The sequence below is a fragment of the Streptomyces hiroshimensis genome, assembly GCF_014650335.1.
Taxonomy (GTDB): Bacteria; Actinomycetota; Actinomycetes; order Streptomycetales; family Streptomycetaceae; genus Streptomyces; species Streptomyces hiroshimensis.
The window spans coordinates 32,672-48,777 of the sequence record NZ_BMUT01000012.1 but is presented as its reverse complement, the minus strand read 5'-3'; the positions used below and the strand labels follow the sequence as shown (position 1 = coordinate 48,777).

At 70.9% G+C, this 16,106-nt stretch carries 15 protein-coding genes; 13 read left to right on the top strand and 2 right to left on the bottom strand.

Translation table 11 applies throughout. The features are described 5' to 3' along the window. Positions 1-200 precede the first annotated feature (200 nt). The 12 genes from IE241_RS25330 (at position 201) to IE241_RS25275 (ending at position 12,827) form a co-directional block, all read left to right on the top strand. Positions 201-743 carry a LemA family protein gene (locus IE241_RS25330; protein WP_190024150.1) on the top strand — a complete coding sequence of 181 codons (543 nt, stop codon included), beginning with the start codon at positions 201-203 and terminating at the stop codon, positions 741-743. A 161-nt stretch (positions 744-904) separates the two neighbouring features. Next, the gene (gene pdxS, locus IE241_RS25325; RefSeq protein WP_190024149.1) at positions 905-1,819 is read left to right on the top strand and encodes a pyridoxal 5'-phosphate synthase lyase subunit PdxS; all 915 of its coding nucleotides are present in this window, start codon (positions 905-907) and stop codon (positions 1,817-1,819) included. Between the two features lie 104 nt (positions 1,820-1,923). Next, a complete protein-coding gene (pdxT, locus tag IE241_RS25320) occupies positions 1,924-2,523 on the top strand; it encodes a pyridoxal 5'-phosphate synthase glutaminase subunit PdxT (RefSeq protein ID WP_190024148.1) in 600 nt (199 codons plus the stop codon). A 64-nt stretch (positions 2,524-2,587) separates the two neighbouring features. Beyond that, on the top strand, positions 2,588-3,340 hold the full coding sequence (locus IE241_RS25315) for a YebC/PmpR family DNA-binding transcriptional regulator (RefSeq protein WP_190024147.1): 753 nt from the start codon (positions 2,588-2,590) through the stop codon (positions 3,338-3,340). A gap of 106 nt (positions 3,341-3,446) precedes the next feature. Continuing rightward, positions 3,447-3,998 carry a crossover junction endodeoxyribonuclease RuvC gene (gene ruvC, locus IE241_RS25310; RefSeq protein ID WP_190024345.1) on the top strand — a complete coding sequence of 184 codons (552 nt, stop codon included), beginning with the start codon at positions 3,447-3,449 and terminating at the stop codon, positions 3,996-3,998. Beyond that, complete coding sequence (gene ruvA / locus IE241_RS25305) at positions 3,995-4,612, top strand: Holliday junction branch migration protein RuvA (RefSeq protein ID WP_190024146.1); 618 nt, start codon at positions 3,995-3,997, stop codon at positions 4,610-4,612. The genes ruvC and ruvA overlap by 4 nt, the downstream gene beginning before the upstream one ends. Positions 4,613-4,679: 67 nt before the next feature. Continuing rightward, positions 4,680-5,768: a Holliday junction branch migration DNA helicase RuvB gene (gene ruvB / locus IE241_RS25300; RefSeq protein ID WP_190024145.1), complete on the top strand. Its 1,089-nt coding sequence runs from the start codon at positions 4,680-4,682 to the stop codon at positions 5,766-5,768. Between the two features lie 161 nt (positions 5,769-5,929). Then, the gene (yajC, locus tag IE241_RS25295; RefSeq protein WP_190024144.1) at positions 5,930-6,445 is read left to right on the top strand and encodes a preprotein translocase subunit YajC; all 516 of its coding nucleotides are present in this window, start codon (positions 5,930-5,932) and stop codon (positions 6,443-6,445) included. 148 nt (positions 6,446-6,593) lie between these two features. Next, positions 6,594-8,429, top strand: a complete 1,836-nt coding sequence (secD, locus tag IE241_RS25290) for a protein translocase subunit SecD (protein ID WP_190024143.1) — start codon at positions 6,594-6,596, stop codon at positions 8,427-8,429. A gap of 1 nt (position 8,430) precedes the next feature. Then, positions 8,431-9,555: a protein translocase subunit SecF gene (secF, locus tag IE241_RS25285; protein WP_190024142.1), complete on the top strand. Its 1,125-nt coding sequence runs from the start codon at positions 8,431-8,433 to the stop codon at positions 9,553-9,555. Continuing rightward, a complete protein-coding gene (locus IE241_RS25280; protein WP_190024141.1) occupies positions 9,552-10,118 on the top strand; it encodes an adenine phosphoribosyltransferase in 567 nt (188 codons plus the stop codon). The genes secF and IE241_RS25280 overlap by 4 nt, the downstream gene beginning before the upstream one ends. Before the next feature lie 192 nt (positions 10,119-10,310). After that, entirely contained in the window at positions 10,311-12,827 is a 2,517-nt protein-coding gene (locus IE241_RS25275) for a RelA/SpoT family protein (RefSeq protein WP_190024140.1), read from the top strand. Between the two features lie 56 nt (positions 12,828-12,883). On the opposite strand, the gene IE241_RS25270 is transcribed toward IE241_RS25275, so the two are convergent. After that, entirely contained in the window at positions 12,884-14,113 is a 1,230-nt protein-coding gene (locus tag IE241_RS25270; protein WP_190024139.1) for a DUF349 domain-containing protein, read from the bottom strand. A 254-nt stretch (positions 14,114-14,367) separates the two neighbouring features. Then, a complete protein-coding gene (locus IE241_RS25265; RefSeq protein WP_190024138.1) occupies positions 14,368-15,189 on the bottom strand; it encodes a peptidylprolyl isomerase in 822 nt (273 codons plus the stop codon). Between the two features lie 186 nt (positions 15,190-15,375). Here IE241_RS25265 and IE241_RS25260 point away from each other — a divergent pair, with 186 nt between their 5' ends. After that, positions 15,376-16,098 (top strand): MBL fold metallo-hydrolase, encoded by a 723-nt coding sequence (locus tag IE241_RS25260; RefSeq protein ID WP_190024137.1) that lies wholly within the window; start codon positions 15,376-15,378, stop codon positions 16,096-16,098. Positions 16,099-16,106: the final 8 nt, after the last annotated feature.

The following is a 16,106-nucleotide window of genomic DNA, read 5'->3' as shown; positions in this document are numbered from 1 at the left end:
CCTCCCCAGTCTCGCCGGTCTTATGCGCCGGTCTCAGAGGTCCTGGATGGTCCTGGATGGTCCTGGAACGACGCTAGGCGCCGGGCGGGTGGAGAAGGATCGGAGCCAGGGCCGAGAGAGGGTGGAGATCCCCGTGGCCGCTCTCCACCCCCAGGTGGAGCAGCCCCGGGCCGCCCGGGCGAGCGGTAACGTGGCCCGGCGTGACCACATTGATCTGGATCGTCGCCGCCCTGGTCGTCATCGGCGTCTATCTGAGCTGGACGGCGGGCCGGCTGGACCGCCTGCACAGCCGTATCGACGCCGCCCGCGCCGCGCTGGACGCCCAGCTGCTGCGCCGTGCCTCGGTCGCCCAGGAGCTGGGCACGGCGGGAGTCCTCGATCCGGCCGCGTCGATCGTGCTCTACCAGGCCGCCCACGCCGCACGGCAGGCCGAGGAGGAGCACCGCGAGGTCGCCGAGAGCGAGCTGAGCCAGGCCCTGCGGGCGGTCTTCGCGGAGGTGCCGCAGGTCGAGGCCGTCCGGGAGGCTCCCGGGGGCGAGGAGTCCCTGACCGAGCTGTCCGAGGCGGTCCGGCGGGTGCCGATGGCCCGCCGCTTCCACAACGACGCGGTCCGCGCCGCCCGCGCCGTGCGCAAGCACCGCGTGGTGCGCTGGTTCCGGCTCGCGGGCCACGCGCCCTTCCCGATGGCCTTCGAAATGGACGACGAACCGCCCGCCGTCCTGGAGGCGCGGACGGGCCCCTGACCCCTGGGGAGGCCTCATCGCGGAGGTTTCCGGAAGATCCCCGGACCTCTGCGGACACCCCGGACAAGCCACCGGCCTCGAATTGGCTCTTTTTCCGGGGAAAGCGGGATCGGTTGTATGAGGGGCGCAGCATCACCGCCCTTGATTAGTGAGGTCACAACGTGTCCAGCACGGTCCCCAGCACGTCCACCACCCCTGAGACCGGTACGGCCCGCGTCAAGCGCGGCATGGCCGAGCAGCTCAAGGGCGGCGTGATCATGGACGTCGTCAACGCCGAGCAGGCGAAGATCGCCGAGGACGCGGGCGCGGTCGCGGTCATGGCCCTCGAGCGGGTTCCGGCCGACATCCGCAAGGACGGCGGCGTGGCCCGGATGTCCGACCCCAACATGATCGAGGAGATCATCGGGGCCGTCTCCATCCCCGTCATGGCCAAGTCCCGCATCGGCCACTTCGTCGAGGCCCAGGTCCTGCAGTCGCTCGGTGTCGACTACATCGACGAGTCCGAGGTCCTCACCCCGGCCGACGAGGTCAACCACTCCGACAAGTGGGCCTTCACCACCCCCTTCGTCTGCGGTGCCACCAACCTGGGCGAGGCCCTGCGCCGCATCGCCGAGGGCGCGGCCATGATCCGCTCCAAGGGCGAGGCCGGCACCGGCAACGTCGTGGAGGCCGTGCGCCACCTGCGCCAGATCAAGAACGAGATCGCCAAGCTGCGCGGCTTCGACAACAACGAGCTGTACGCCGCCGCCAAGGAGCTGCGCGCCCCGTACGAGCTCGTCAAGGAGGTCTCCGAGCTCGGCAAGCTGCCGGTCGTCCTCTTCTCCGCGGGCGGCGTGGCCACCCCGGCCGACGCCGCGCTGATGCGCCAGCTCGGTGCCGAGGGCGTCTTCGTCGGCTCCGGCATCTTCAAGTCCGGCGACCCGGCCAAGCGCGCCGCCGCCATCGTGAAGGCCACCACCTTCTACGACGACCCGAAGGTCATCGCGGACGCCTCCCGCAACCTGGGCGAGGCCATGGTCGGCATCAACTGCGACACCCTGCCCGAGGAGCAGCGCTACGCCAACCGCGGCTGGTGACGCGGTAGTTCCCGCAGTTCTTCCCGCAGTTCTTCCCGGCCGGGCGGTCCGCAGCATTGCGCGGGCCGCCCGCCGGTCGTCGTTCGTCCGAGAGGTAGTGCCCCGTGTCCCCGCTCTCCACCCCCACCGTCGGCGTCCTCGCCCTGCAGGGCGACGTCCGTGAGCACCTCATAGCCCTCGCCGCCGCCGATGCGCTCGCCCGCCCGGTCCGCCGCCCCGAGGAGCTCGCCGAGGTCGACGGCCTGGTGATACCCGGCGGCGAGTCCACCACCATGTCCAAGCTCGCCGTCGTCTTCGGGATGCTGGAGCCGCTGCGCGAGCGCGTCCGGGCCGGGATGCCCGTCTACGGCACCTGCGCCGGCATGATCATGCTCGCCGACAAGCTGCTGGACGGGCGCGAGGACCAGGAGACGCTCGGCGGCATAGACATGATCGTCCGCCGCAACGCCTTCGGCCGGCAGAACGAGTCCTTCGAGGCGTCCGTCGAGATGGCGGGCATCGAGGGCGGCCCCGTCGAGGGCGTCTTCATCCGCGCCCCCTGGGTCGAGTCCGTCGGCGCCGCGGCCGAGGTCGTCGCCACCTACGACGGCCACACCGTCGCCGTGCGCCAGGGCAACGTGCTGGCGACGTCCTTCCACCCCGAGCTCACCGGCGATCACCGCGTCCACGCCTACTTTGTGGACATGGTGCGCGCAGCCCAGTAGCCCGGCCCCGGTAGGATCTCAGTCGTTCGTTCTCAGAATTTGGTTACGCGAAGGAGACAGGCGGATGTCCGGCCACTCTAAATGGGCTACGACGAAGCACAAGAAGGCCGTGATCGACGCCAAGCGCGGCAAGCTCTTCGCGAAGCTCATCAAGAACATCGAGGTCGCGGCCCGCATGGGCGGCGTCGACATCGAGGGCAACCCGACGCTCTACGACGCCATCCAGAAGGCGAAGAAGCAGTCGGTGCCGAACAAGAACATCGACTCCGCGGTCAAGCGCGGCGGTGGCCTTGAGGCGGGCGGCGCCGACTACGAGACCATCATGTACGAGGGCTACGGCCCGAACGGTGTCGCGGTCCTCATCGAGTGCCTCACCGACAACCGCAACCGCGCCGCCTCCGACGTGCGCGTCGCCATGACCCGCAACGGCGGCTCCATGGCCGACCCGGGCTCGGTGTCCTACCTGTTCAACCGCAAGGGCGTCATCATCGTCCCCAAGGGTGAGCTGACCGAGGACGACGTCCTGGGCGCGGTCCTGGACGCCGGCGCCGAGGAGGTCAACGACCTCGGTGAGAACTTCGAGGTCATCAGCGAGGCCACCGACCTGGTCGCGGTCCGCACCGCGCTCCAGGAGGCGGGCATCGACTACGACTCCGCCGAGGCCAACTTCGTCCCCACCATGCAGGTGGAGCTCGACGAGGAGGGCGCGCGCAAGATCTTCAAGCTGATCGACGCGCTCGAGGACAGCGACGACGTCCAGAACGTCTTCGCCAACTTCGACGTCTCCGACGACGTCATGGAGAAGGTCGACGCCTGACGCAGCCGCGTCCGACGGGCCGGCGGGAGGACACCCTCCCGTCGGCCCGTCGCGTTGTCAGTGCCAACCGATAGCCTGCGCGCAGGTGATCGAAAGGGAGGGCGCGATGCGCGTGCTGGGTGTGGACCCGGGGCTGACACGCTGTGGCGTCGGCGTGGTCGAGGGCACGGCGGGCCGCCCGCTGCGCATGCTCGGCGTGGGCGTCGTGCGCACCCCCGCCGAGGCCGAGACCGCCGACCGCCTCGTCCTCATAGAGCGCGGCATCGAGCAGTGGCTCGACGAGCACCGGCCCGAATTCGTCGCCGTGGAGCGCGTCTTCAGCCAGCACAACGTCAGCACGGTCATGGGCACCGCCCAGGCCAGCGCCGTCGCCATGCTGTGTGCCGCCCGCCGCGGCCTGCCCGTCGCCCTGCACACCCCCAGCGAGGTCAAGGCCGCCGTCACCGGCTCCGGCCGGGCGGACAAGGCCCAGGTCGGCGCCATGGTCACCCGCCTCCTGCGGCTCGACGCACCGCCGAAGCCGGCCGATGCCGCCGATGCCCTCGCCCTGGCCATCTGCCACATCTGGCGCGCCCCGGCGGCCGGCCGCCTGCAGCAGCTCGCCGCCGCCCAGCGCCGCACCACCGCACCCGTCCGCCTCCCGAAGGGCACCCGATGATCGCCTTCGTCTCCGGCCCCGTCGCCGCCCTCGCCCCCGACACCGCGGTCGTCGAGGTCGGCGGGATCGGCATGGCCGTCCAGTGCACGCCCAACACCCTCTCGGGCCTGCGCATCGGCCAGCAGGCCCGCCTCGCCACGTCCCTTGTCGTCCGCGAGGACTCCCTGACCCTCTACGGCTTCGCCGACGACGACGAGCGCCAGACCTTCGAGCTGCTGCAGACCGCCAGCGGCGTCGGTCCCCGCCTCGCCCAGGCCATGCTCGCCGTGCACAGCCCCGACGCCCTGCGGCGCGCCTTCGCCTCCGGCGACGAGAAGGCCCTCACCGCCGTGCCCGGCATCGGCAAGAAGGGCGCGCAGAAGCTGCTGCTGGAGCTGAAGGACCGGCTCGGCAAGCCCGTCGGCTCCGCCGCGCCGGCCGCCGCCCCCGCCGCCGCAGGCTGGCGCGATCAGCTGCAGGCCGCGCTCGTCGGCCTGGGCTACGCCGCCCGCGAGGCGGACGAGGCGGTGGAGGCGGTGGCGCCCAAGGCGGAGGCCGTCCTCGCCGACGGCGGCCAGCCGCAGGTGGGCCAGCTGCTCCGGGCCGCGCTGCAGACGCTGAACCGGGCGCGATGAGCAGGGGCCGCACCGGCGGAACGCCTGCCCGCAAAGCCACCAAGCATTCGACCGTGAGGTTCAACCCGTGAACTGGGACGACGAATCCGCATACGCGGAGCCCCCCGCAGGCGACCGCCTCGTCGCCACCGCCGCCGACGGCGAGGACCGGGCCGTCGAGGCCGCTCTGCGCCCCAAGGACCTCGGCGAGTTCGTCGGCCAGGAGCGTGTGCGCGAGCAGCTCGACCTCGTCCTCAAGGCCGCCCGCGCCCGCGGCGCCACCGCCGACCACGTGCTGCTCTCCGGAGCCCCCGGCCTCGGCAAGACCACCCTCTCGATGATCATCGCGGCCGAGATGGGCGCCCCCATCCGCATCACCTCCGGCCCCGCCATCCAGCACGCCGGCGACCTCGCCGCGATCCTCTCCTCCCTCACCGAGGGAGAGGTCCTCTTCCTCGACGAGATCCACCGCATGTCGCGGCCCGCCGAGGAGATGCTCTACATGGCCATGGAGGACTTCCGCGTCGACGTGATCGTCGGCAAGGGCCCCGGCGCCACCGCCATCCCCCTGGAGCTGCCGCCCTTCACCCTCGTCGGCGCCACCACCCGGGCCGGCCTGCTCCCGCCCCCGCTGCGCGACCGCTTCGGCTTCACCGGGCACATGGAGTTCTACGCCCCCGCCGAGCTGCAGCGGGTGGTGCACCGCTCGGCCCGGCTGCTGGACGTGGAGATAGAGGACCAGGGCGCCGCCGAGATCGCCGGCCGCTCCCGCGGCACCCCCCGTATCGCCAACCGCCTGCTGCGGCGCGTCCGCGACTACGCCCAGGTCAAGGCCGACGGCGTGATCACCCGCGAGATCGCCGCCCAGGCCCTCGACGTCTACGAGGTCGACGCCCGCGGCCTCGACCGCCTGGACCGCGCCGTCCTGACCGCCCTCCTCAAGCTCTTCGGCGGCGGCCCGGTGGGTCTGTCCACCCTGGCCGTGGCCGTCGGCGAGGAGCGCGAGACGGTCGAGGAGGTCGCCGAGCCGTTCCTCGTCCGGGAGGGGCTGCTGGCCCGTACGCCCAGGGGGCGCATCGCCACCCCGGCCGCGTGGGAGCACCTCGGCCTCGTCAACGATGCCGGAACGGCGGGCCGGGCGGGCACCCCTCCCCAGCAGGGCCTCTTCGGCGGGTGACGGCGCGGGGGCTGGTCGGGTCAGGAACCACGGTGCCATGCTGGGCGTTGTTCCATAGGCGCGGACTCGCTTAGACTCCGCCGATGCCGTCCGTACCGGCGCGGCATACCACCCCCGTAGAAGGCCGCACCCCCGCGGTCGTGTGAAGGAAACCCCGTCCCGTGAATATCGTGACTCTCCTGCCGTTCATCGTGCTCATCGGGGCCATGTTCCTGATGACGCGATCGGCCAAGAACAAGCAGCGCCAGGCGGCGCAGATGCGCGACCAGATGCACCCGGGCACCGGTGTGCGGACGATCGGCGGCATGTACGCCACCGTCAAGGAGGTCAGCGACGACACGGTCCTCCTCGAGGTGGCCCCGGGTGTTCACGCGATCTACGCGAAGAACGCCATCGGCGCCGTCCTGGAGGACGCCGAGTACAACCGCATCGTTCACGGGATCGAGCCGGACGAGTCCGAGACCCCTGTCGTCCCGGACGACGCCTCGTCGCTGACCGAGGCCGAGGCCCCGGCCGACAAGAAGATCGACCTGGGCAAGGGCGAGGCCGCGGAGGCCGCCGCCCCCGAGGCCGAGAAGGCCGCCGAGCCGGAGTCCAAGGACGCCGAGCCGGACGCCAAGGATGTCAAGGACGCCAAGCGGGACGGCAAGCAGGACGGCGACGCCGACGCGAAGTAGCCCTTCGAGGAACCGCGGAGCACTGCTGGGGCAGTGCGCCGCGGTTCCCTGACGGTCTAGGCTCCGGCGGGGGGCAGGTCCCCACAACATTCGTGGCCGCCCGGCGAACGCACGGGCACCGGGCGGTTGGACAGGGAGAAACGACAAGGTGGCAGCACCGAAGAAGGGCCGCAGGTCCCCGGGCGGCCAGGGCAGGCCGGGCCGGGTCCTGGCCCTGATCCTGATCGCCATGGTGGCGCTCACCGGGGGGATGTTCGCCTCCGGGCGCACCACGCCGCGGCTGGGCATCGACCTCGCGGGCGGCACCAGCTTCACGCTGGAGGCCAAGAACGAGCCCGGCAAGCCCAATGCGATCAACCCGACCAATATGAACACCGCGGTCGGCATCATCGAGCGGCGTGTCAACGGTCTCGGCGTCACCGAGTCCGAGGTCCAGACGCAGGGCGACAATCACATCATCGTGAACATCCCCAAGGGGACGAACGCGAAGCAGGCCCGCCAGCAGGTCGGAACCACCGCCAAGCTCGGCTTCCGCCCCGTGCTGTCGATGGCCCCCGGTGCCAAGACCGAGCCCACCCCCAACGCCTCGTCCCCCGGCAAGGACAAGGAAAAGGACAAGGACGGCAAGACCAAGCCGTCCGGCACGCCTTCCGCCTCCTCCTCGGCCGCGGCGAGCCCCTCCGCGGGTGCCAGCGCGAGCCCGCGCCAGCAGGGCCGCCCCGTCACCGACGCCGTGAAGGCCGACGCCACCCCGTCCGCCTCGGCCGTCGCCAAGGACGACAAGGCGAAGGACGAGAAGAAGGACGACGGCAAGAAGGACGACAAGGCCAAGGACGACAAGTCCAAGGAGCCCACGCCCTCCCCGGCCGACGTCGCCGCGCTGCAGAAGAAGCTCGACGCCCTGGACTGCACGACCCCCGAGGGCCGTGCCAAGGCCAACGAGGCCGCTGCGGGCGCCAAGCCCACCGACGTCATCGTCGCGTGCAAGAAGGACGGCTCGGCCAAGGAGATCCTCGGCCCGGTGTCCGTCGAGGGCACCAACGTCACCGGCGCCAGCGCCGTCTTCGACAGCCAGCAGGGCCGCGGCTGGCTCGTCCAGCTGAAGTTCGACTCCACCGGCTCCAAGAAGTTCGCCGACGTCACCGGTCAGCTCGCGAGCAAGCAGTCCCCGCAGAACCAGTTCGCGATCGTCCTGGACGGCGAGGTCGTCTCCGACCCCTCCGTCTCCACCTCGATCACGGGCGGCCAGGCAGAGATCTCCGGCGGCTTCACCCAGACCAGCGCCCAGGACCTCGCCAACGTGCTGTCCTACGGCGCCCTGCCGCTGTCCTTCGACGTCGTCACCGAGCAGACGGTCACCGCCGCGCTCGGCGGTGAGCAGCTGCGCGCCGGTCTGCTCGCCGGCGCCATCGGCCTCGTCCTGGTGATCATCTACCTGGTCGCGTACTACCGCGGTCTCGCGCTCGTCGCCCTCGCCAGCCTCCTGGCCTCGGCGATCCTCACGTACACGATCATGGTGCTGCTCGGCCAGGCCATCGGCTTCGCGCTGAACCTGCCGGCCGTCTGCGGTGCGATCGTCGCGATCGGCATCACCGCCGACTCCTTCATCGTCTACTTCGAGCGCATCCGCGACGAGATCCGCGAGGGCCGCACCCTGCGCCCGGCCGTCGAGCGGGGCTGGCCGCGCGCCCGCCGCACGATCCTGGTCTCCGACTTCGTGTCCTTCCTGGCCGCCGCGGTGCTCTTCATCGTCACCGTCGGCAAGGTGCAGGGCTTCGCGTTCACGCTCGGCCTGACCACGCTCCTCGACGTCGTCGTGGTCTTCTTCTTCACCAAGCCGCTGATGACGCTCCTCGCCCGGCGCAAGTTCTTCGCCAGCGGCCATCCGTGGTCCGGGCTCGACCCCAAGCGCCTCGGCGTCAAGCCGCCGCTGCGGGCCTCCCGCCGCCGCCCCTCCGCCCCCGTCGACCCCAAGGAGGCGTGAGATGTCCAAGCTCGGAAATCTCGGCGCCCGGCTCTACCGCGGCGAGGTCGGCTACGACTTCGTGGGCAAGCGGAAGATCTGGTACGGCATCTCGATCCTCATCACCATCACGGCCATCGTGGGCCTTGCGGTGCGGGGCCTGAACTTCGGCATCGAGTTCTCCGGCGGCGCGGTCTTCACCACGCCCAAGACCTCGGTCTCGGCGGAAGAGATCCGCCGGACGGCGGAGGAGTCCTCCGGCCACACCGCGATCGTCCAGAAGCTCGGCAACGGCCCGCTGCGCATCCAGGTCAGCGACCTCACCACCGAGAAGTCGCGCGTCACCCAGGACGCCCTGGCCAAGAAGCTCGGCGTCTCCACGGACAAGGTCAACACCGACATCGTGGGCCCGAGCTGGGGCGACCAGATCGCCGACAAGGCGTGGACCGGCCTGGCCATCTTCATGATCCTCGTGGTGATCTACCTGGCGATCGCCTTCGAGTGGCGCATGGCCATCGCCGCCCTGATCGCCCTGATCCACGACCTCACCATCACCGTCGGTGTCTACGCACTGGTCGGCTTCGAGGTCACCCCGGGCACCGTGATCGGTCTGCTCACCATCCTCGGTTACTCCCTCTACGACACCGTCGTCGTCTTCGACGGCCTGAAGGAGAGCTCGAAGGACATCACGAAGCAGACCCGCTTCACCTACAGCGAGATCGCCAACCGCAGCCTCAACGGCACCCTGGTGCGCTCGATCAACACCACGGTGGTCGCGCTGCTGCCGGTCGCCGGCCTGCTGTTCATCGGCGGCGGCTTCCTCGGCGCGGGCATGCTCAACGACATCTCGCTCGCCCTCTTCGTCGGCCTCGCGGCCGGTGCCTACTCCTCGATCTTCATCGCCACGCCGCTGGTCGCCGACCTCAAGGAGCGCGACCCGCAGATCAAGGCCCTGGCCAAGCGGGTGCGCGCCAAGCGCGCCGCCCAGGCCGCCAAGGGCGAGTCGGCCGAGGACCCGCGCGATGAGATCCCCGGCGGCGAGGACGAGGAGACGGAGGACGCCGCGACCGGCGTCGTCGGCCCCCGCCAGTCCACCGCCCGCGCCCGCGGCAGCCGCGGCGGCCGTCCCCAGGGGAAGCGCCGATGAGCGCCACCGGCGTCGGCACGGCCGACGAGAAGCTGCGTGAGCTGCTGCTCGCGCACATCCACGACGTGCCCGACTATCCGAAGCCGGGCGTGATGTTCAAGGACATCACCCCGCTGCTCGCCGATGCCACGGCGTTCGCCGCCCTGACCGACGAGCTCGCCGCGCTGTGCAAGCGCCACGGCGCCACCAAGGTCGTCGGCCTGGAGGCCCGGGGCTTCATCCTCGGCGCCCCGGCAGCCGTCCGCGCGGGGCTCGGCTTCGTGCCCGTGCGCAAGGCCGGCAAGCTCCCCGGGGCCACGCTGGCCCAGGCCTACGAGCTGGAGTACGGCACCGCGGAGATCGAGATGCACGCCGACGCCGTCGGCCCGGGCGACCGCGTCCTCGTCATCGACGACGTGCTGGCCACGGGTGGCACCGCCGAGGCCTCGCTCCGGCTGATCCGCCGGGCGGGCGCCGAGGTCGCCGGAGTCGTCGTGCTCATGGAGCTCGGCTTCCTGCCCGGCCGCGAGCGGCTCGCGGACGCCCTCGGCGACGCCCCGCTGGAGGCGCTGATCACGGTCTGATGCGCCTCTGACCTGCCATGCCGGGCAGGACGGGCACGCACTGCGCAACGCGGGGCGGCCCCCGGGGAAGACCCCGGGGGCCGCCTCGCGTTCTTGTGAGCACAGCCGGGTGCGCGGCGACCCCGCCGTCCGGCTCGATACCATGGTTGTCCGGACCTGATCGGGGGGCCGGACCCCGCTTGAGGAGTGCTCTTGCCAGACGAGGCCCAGCCGCTCACCGCCGCAACACCGGACAAGCCGTCTCCCGAGGCCGCGGCGGCCGCGGGCACGCCCAAGGGCCGCCCGCAGAGCGCGCCTGAGTCCACGCCCCGGCCGCCGGCCGGCCCCGGGGCGGGCAGCGGCCCGAAGAGCCAGGTCCCGGCCGTCGCGGGTACGTCACCCGTCCGGCCCACGCCGCCGCCCAGCGCTCCCCGCCCCGGCTCCTCCAGCCGTGTCCGGGCCCGCCTCGCCCGCCTCGGCGTCCAGCGCTCCAGCCCGTACAACCCGGTCCTAGAGCCGCTCCTGCGCATCGTGCGCGGAAACGATCCGAAGGCCGACGCGACGACCCTGCGCCAGATCGAGCGCGCCTACCAGGTCGCCGAGCGCTGGCACCGCGGCCAGAAGCGCAAGAGCGGCGATCCGTATATCACCCACCCCCTCGCGGTGACCACCATCCTCGCCGAGCTGGGCATGGATCCGGCCACCCTGATGGCCGGGCTGCTGCACGACACCGTCGAGGACACCGAGTACGGCCTGGACGACCTGCGCCGTGACTTCGGCGACCAGGTCGCCCTCCTCGTCGACGGCGTCACCAAGCTCGACCGCGTGCAGTTCGGCGAGGCCGCGCAGGCCGAGACTGTCCGCAAGATGGTCGTCGCCATGGCCAAGGACCCCCGCGTCCTGGTCATCAAGCTCGCCGACCGCCTGCACAACATGCGCACCATGCGCTACCTCAAGCGGGAGAAGCAGGAGAAGAAGGCCCGCGAGACCCTGGAGATCTACGCCCCGCTGGCGCACCGGCTGGGCATGAACACCATCAAGTGGGAGCTGGAGGACCTCGCCTTCGCGATCCTCTACCCCAAGATGTACGACGAGATCGTCCGCCTCGTCGCCGAGCGGGCCCCCAAGCGCGACGAGTACCTGGCCATCGTGACCGACGAGGTCCAGGCCGACCTGCGTGCCGCCCGTATCAAGGCCACCGTCACCGGCCGGCCGAAGCACTACTACAGCGTCTACCAGAAGATGATCGTGCGAGGCCGCGACTTCGCCGAGATCTACGACCTGGTGGGCATCCGCGTCCTCGTCGACACCGTCCGCGACTGCTACGCGGCGCTCGGCACCGTCCACGCCCGGTGGAATCCGGTGCCCGGGCGGTTCAAGGACTACATCGCGATGCCCAAGTTCAACATGTACCAGTCGCTGCACACGACGGTCATAGGGCCCAGCGGCAAGCCCGTCGAGCTGCAGATCCGCACCTTCGACATGCACCGCCGCGCCGAGTACGGCATCGCCGCGCACTGGAAGTACAAGCAGGAAGCCGTCGCCGGAGCCTCCAAGGTCCGCACCGACGTGCCCAAGAACGCCGGCAAGAACCAGGACACCGTCAATGACATGGCCTGGCTGCGGCAGCTGCTGGACTGGCAGAAGGAGACCGAGGACCCCGGAGAGTTCCTGGAGTCCCTGCGCTTCGACCTCTCCCGCAACGAGGTCTTCGTCTTCACCCCCAAGGGCGATGTCATAGCGCTCCCGGCAGGGGCCACCCCGGTCGACTTCGCCTACGCCGTCCACACCGAGGTCGGCCACCGCACGATAGGGGCCCGGGTCAACGGGCGCCTCGTGCCGCTGGAGTCCACGCTCGACAACGGCGATCTGGTCGAGGTCTTCACCTCCAAGGCTCCCGGCGCCGGCCCCTCCCGCGACTGGCTGGGCTTCGTCAAGTCCCCCCGCGCGCGCAACAAGATCCGTGCCTGGTTCTCCAAGGAGCGCCGCGACGAGGCCATCGAGCAAGGCAAGGACGCCATCGCGCGCGCCATGCGCAAGCAGAACCTGCCGATCCAGCGGATCCTCACCGGCGACTCCCTGGTCACCCTCGCGCACGAGATGCGCTACCCCGACATCTCCTCCCTCTACGCCGCCATCGGCGAGGGCCACGTCGCGGCGCAGGGCGTCGTGCAGAAGCTGGTGCAGGCCCTCGGCGGCGAGGACGCGGCCACCGAGGACATCGAGGAGACCGCCCCGATCCGCGGCCGCTCCAAGCGGCGCTCCAGCGCGGATCCCGGCGTGATCGTCAAGGGCGTCGAGGACGTCTGGGTGAAGCTCGCCCGGTGCTGTACGCCGGTGCCCGGCGACCCCATCATCGGCTTCGTCACCCGCGGCAACGGCATCTCGGTGCACCGCGCCGACTGCGTCAACGTCGAGTCGCTCTCGCAGCAGCCCGAACGGATCATCGACGTCGAGTGGGCGCCCACCCAGTCCTCGGTCTTCCTGGTCGCGATCCAGGTCGAGGCGCTGGACCGCTCCCGGCTGCTGTCGGACGTCACGCGCGTCCTGTCCGACCAGCACGTCAACATCCTGTCCGCGGCCGTGCAGACGTCCCGGGACCGGGTGGCCACGTCCCGCTTCACCTTCGAGATGGGCGACCCCAAGCACCTCGGTCACGTCCTGAAGGCCGTACGGGGTGTGGAGGGCGTGTACGACGTCTACCGCGTGACGTCGGCCCGCAGACCGTAAGCGCACATGAGTAAGGGGCTCCGGCAATAGCCGGAGCCCCTTACTCATGTGACTGTTCAGCCGCCGAACTCCTCCAGGCCCTTCAGGGCCTGGTCCAGCAGCGCCTTGCGGCCCTCAAGCTCCTTGGCGAGCTTGTCGGCCTTGGCGTCGTTGCCGGCCGCACGCGCCTTGTCGACCTGCTCCTGCAGCTTGTCGACGGCCGCCTGCAGCTGGCCGGTGAGACCGGCCGCGCGGGCCCGCGCCTCGGGGTTCGTACGCCGCCACTCGGCCTCCTCGGCCTCCTGGATGGCGCGCTCCACCGCGTGCATCCGGCCCTCGATCTTCGGGCGGGCGTCCCGCGGGACGTGCCCGATGGCCTCCCAGCGCTCGTTGATCGAACGGAACGCGGCACGGGCCGCCTTCAGGTCGGTGACGGGAAGCAGCTTCTCGGCCTCGACCGCGAGCTCCTCCTTCTGCGTCAGGTTGACCTGCTGCTCGGCGTCGCGCTCGGCGAACACCTCGCTGCGGGCCTGGAAGAAGACGTCCTGTGCGCCGCGGAAACGGCTCCACAGGTCATCCTCCGCCTCGCGCTGCGCACGGCCGACGGCCTTCCACTCGGCCATCAGCTCCCGGTAACGCGCGGCCGTCGGGCCCCAGTCGGTGGAGCCGGAGAGCGCCTCGGCCTCGGCGACCAGCTTCTCCTTGGCCTTGCGGGCGTCCTCGCGCTGGGCGTCGAGGGAGGCGAAGTGCGCCTTGCGCCGCTTGGAGAACGCCGAGCGGGCGTGCGAGAAGCGGTGCCAGAGCTCGTCGTCGGCCTTGCGGTCCAGCCGCGGCAGGCCCTTCCAGGTGTCGACCAGGGCGCGCAGCCGCTCGCCGGCGGACCGCCACTGCTCGCTCGCCGCCAGCTCCTCGGCCTCGGCGACCAGCGCCTCCTTGGCCGTACGGGCCTCGTCGGTCTGCTTGGCCTTGGCGGCCTTGCGCTCCTCGCGGCGTGCCTCGACCGTCGCGACGAGCTTGTCGAGCCGGACCCGCAGCGCGGCGAGGTCACCGACGGCGTGGTGCTCGTCCACCTGCGTGCGCAGGTGGTCGATCGCGGTCATCGCGTCCTTGGCCGACAGGTCGGTGGTCTTGACCCGCTTCTCGAGGAGGCCGATCTCGACGACCAGGCCCTCGTACTTGCGCTCGAAGTAAGCAAGGGCCTCCTCGGGAGACCCGGCCTGCCACGATCCGACGACCTGCTCACCGTCGGCAGTACGCACGTACACGGTCCCCGTCTCGTCGACGCGGCCCCATGGGTCGCTGCTCACAGCGCCTCCTCCACATGATGCCGAGGCCGGCGTGCGGCCCTCGCGCATCGTCCACAGTTGTTCCGGGCAGGGCCGCGCCCTGGCCGGTCCGACGGCTTGATCATTTGGGTGCGGGTAGCCGCCGGATCAGGCACCCTACACAACGCCAACATAGGCGACCGGCGCCCTGGCTGTCCGTATCCCGCGCGACCGAAATTTCGCTCTGCGGGCAACAACCGGGCGCCGGAGGCCTGATCGGGGCGGTGAGCCCGGCGTCAGGACTTGGCGACCGCCGCCTTGTCGATGACCACCGTCGCGTTCGGGGCGCCGTCGCCGGCGCCCGAGTTCTCGCCCGCACCGGTGATCTTCTTGAGCGTCTTCATGCCCTCGGCGCCGATCGTGCCGAAGGGGGTGTACGTCGGGGGCAGCGGGCTGTCCTGGTAGACGAGGAAGAACTGGCTGCCGCCGGTGTGCGGCTGGCCGGTGTTGGCCATGGCCACCGTGCCCGCGGGGTAGACGTTCCCCTTGAGCCTGGAGTCCTTGAGGTTCTCGTCGGGCAGGGTGTAGCCCGGTCCGCCCGAGCCCAGGCCCTTCGGGTCGCCGCACTGCAGTACGTAGATCCCGCTGGTGGTCAGGCGGTGGCACTTGGAGTGGTCGAAGTAGCCCTCGCCGGCCAGGAAGTTGAAGGAGTTGACTGTGTGCGGGGCGTTCGCCGCGTCGAGCTTGACGTCGATCGTGCCGCAGGTGGTCGTCAAGTTCATCGCGTAGGCGGCGGACTTGTCGATGCTCATCTCCGGCTCCTCCTTCCACGTCTTGGCGGAGGGCGATCCGGGGGCGGCCTTGGCGCACGGGTCGGGGCCCTTGGAGGGCTTCTGCGAGGTGTCGGGGGCCGCGGCGTCGGTGCTGTCCTTCTTGTCGTCGCCGGACAGCGCGCCCGTGGCGTACGCGCCCGCGCCCGCGGCCAGCACCACCGCGAGGCCCGCGGCGATCACCGCGTTCCGGCGCCGGGCCTTGCGCCGGGCCTCCTCGCGACGCTGCTGCTGCCGCTCGAACTTCTCCCGGGCGAGCTGCCGCCGCCGCTGCTCGTTACTGACCACCGGGTCTACTCCTCATACCGACTTGTCCATGTCATGAGCCCTGTGTTGCTGGTGTGCCCGTACCGTATACGGGTTCGCGGCCGCGGGAGTGCCGCCGGTAGGCTCTTGTCCCGGCAGAGGTTCCCCCGCGGGGAGCCCCTGCCGCACCGCTGACGAAATTCTGCTGGTCGATCATTAAGGACGAATGTGCTGATTGCCGGGTTCCCCGCCGGGGCCTGGGGGACCAATTGCTATCTGGTCGCCCCCGCCGCCGGCGAGGAGTGCGTGATCATCGACCCGGGCCACCAGGCGGCCCCCGGGGTCGAGGAGGCGCTCAGGAAGCATCGGCTCAAGCCCGTCGCCGTCGTCCTCACCCATGGCCACATCGACCATGTCGCCTCGGTCGTCCCCGTGTGCGGCGCCCATGACGTCCCGGCCTGGATCCACCCCGCCGACCGCTACATGATGAGCGACCCGGAGAAGGCCCTCGGCCGCTCCATCGGTCAGCAGCTCATGGGCGAGCTGACGGTCGGGGAGCCCGACGACGTCAAGGAGCTGACCGACGGCTCCCGCCTCGATCTCGCGGGGCTGGAGTTCACCGTCGCGCACGCGCCCGGCCATACCAAGGGGTCGGTGACCTTCAGGATGCCCGAGAGCTCCGACGTCCCGTCGGTGTTCTTCTCGGGCGACCTGCTGTTCGCCGGCTCCATCGGACGCACCGACCTGCCGGGTGGTGATCACGCCGAGATGCTCCGGTCGCTGGCACGCGTGTGCCTGCCCCTGGACGACTCGACCGTGGTCCTCTCCGGCCACGGCCCCCAGACCAGCATCGGCCGCGAGCGCGCCACCAACCCGTACCTGCGGGAAGTGGCGGACACGCAGCGCGGCTCCGGAGGCGGCCCTACCGCCGCTCCGCGAAGAGGAATGTGACGATTTTC

Coding starts and splice junctions, on each gene's coding strand:
- ruvA (WP_190024146.1), top strand. CDS start 3,995: ATGATCGCCTTCGTCTCCGGCCCCGTCGCCGCCCTCGCCCCCGACACC.
- ruvC (WP_190024345.1), top strand. CDS start 3,447: ATGCGCGTGCTGGGTGTGGACCCGGGGCTGACACGCTGTGGCGTCGGC.
- IE241_RS25280 (WP_190024141.1), top strand. CDS start 9,552: ATGAGCGCCACCGGCGTCGGCACGGCCGACGAGAAGCTGCGTGAGCTG.
- IE241_RS25315 (WP_190024147.1), top strand. CDS start 2,588: ATGTCCGGCCACTCTAAATGGGCTACGACGAAGCACAAGAAGGCCGTG.
- secF (WP_190024142.1), top strand. CDS start 8,431: ATGTCCAAGCTCGGAAATCTCGGCGCCCGGCTCTACCGCGGCGAGGTC.